1 pseudogene is annotated in these 1288 nt (G+C 56.8%); it reads right to left on the bottom strand.

What is annotated here, in order from left to right:
- Positions 1-468 precede the first annotated feature (468 nt).
- A pseudogene (locus CHB97_RS26945) lies at positions 469-1173 on the bottom strand (Eco57I restriction-modification methylase domain-containing protein); the annotation flags it as partial.
- Positions 1174-1288 lie beyond the last annotated feature (115 nt).

Genomic DNA, 1288 nt, shown 5'->3' with positions numbered 1-1288 from the left:
GCAGAACGTGCCATTGGCACATTCATCGACGGGTTCTATAATCCAACGCGGCGGCACTCGGCATTGGGCTACAAAAGCCCGATCCTGTTCGAGGCAACCGCCTGACGGCGAGAAATTGGCTCTCCACTTTTCCAGGGCAAGTCCATGTTTCTTGCTGCTATCGCGAAGCCTTTGGTAGCCGTTTCCATGAGCAAGGCCGCCGTCGCACAACTTTGCCCAGTAATTTCCGAGCGTCTTGAAGCTGCCCCGACGAACCCGATCAATAAGAGAAAGGTCGGCCTCGCTACCACGGAAGAGAATTTTAAGCGTCTCCGGGCGGTCTCGAAGATCCTGTGGCCGGACCACATATGCATTCGTCGCATCGACCCTCATGACCCCTGCGTTATTGAAGCCTTTCTCATATCGTGGCGTCAGCATCCTAAACCCGGATGCCGTGTGCGCCGGGCGATTAACAGCAAAGAGCAAGCAGAAGGGCGCGGAAATGCTGGGCCAGACCTTTGTCTGACGTAGTTCGGAGCCATTGATGATAGAGGTTACATCGATCGCTTCCAACAAGCTTTGCCGGGCTAGCGGCATACCGTCGCCTTGCTGGAACAGGAAACGAGCGTGCAGGGCAAAAATGATCTGTGCGTCGGGCTTTGCCCATCGCATCGCGCGCCAGACAAACGGCAGATCGAGGACTGCATTGGGCAACGGCGGAGCCGTGATGTCCTTTCCGAGCCTGTTTCGCGCGATATCGTGAATTTCGGCTAGCAGGAGGTTCCAGTCCTCCAAACCAGTTGCACTCGCCCAGGGCGGATTGCCGATTACGAGATCGTATGTTTGATCATGCTCGCCACCGATCAACGGGCCGAGACTACCCAACTGCTTTGCTTCGGGACGATCTATATCAGTGGCATCGACGGGCCGATGCAGGACGACGCCTCGCAAATCGTCGAAATGCAGCTTGTCCACCGGCCGTGGATTGGGGTCGAGTTCGATGGATAGCAGGTAGAGGCCAAGCGCGCAAAAGCGTAAAGCTGCCTCGTTGATGTCGAAGCCCCGAATCTGCGAGTAGAGAATGTCGCGTAGAGTCGCCGTGTCCGGCCGCTCTCCCTCTGCCCTCCAGCGCGCCGCTACGAGTTCACGAAATGCAGCAAGCAGAAATACGCCAGCGCCGGCAGCAGGATCCAGTATGCGCGCGGTGGCCGAAATGGACTTGCCCTGGAAAAGTGGAGAGCCATTGACCTAAAATTCGGGATTGAAGGAGGTTTTGATGGTTCGAGTTAAGCAGGGGAAGGTCACGGCA

The organism is Azospirillum sp. RU38E, assembly GCF_900188385.1.
Lineage (GTDB): Bacteria > Pseudomonadota > Alphaproteobacteria > Azospirillales > Azospirillaceae > Niveispirillum.
The sequence above is the reverse complement of the archived record's forward strand: the minus strand, read 5'-3'. Positions and strand labels throughout refer to the sequence as shown.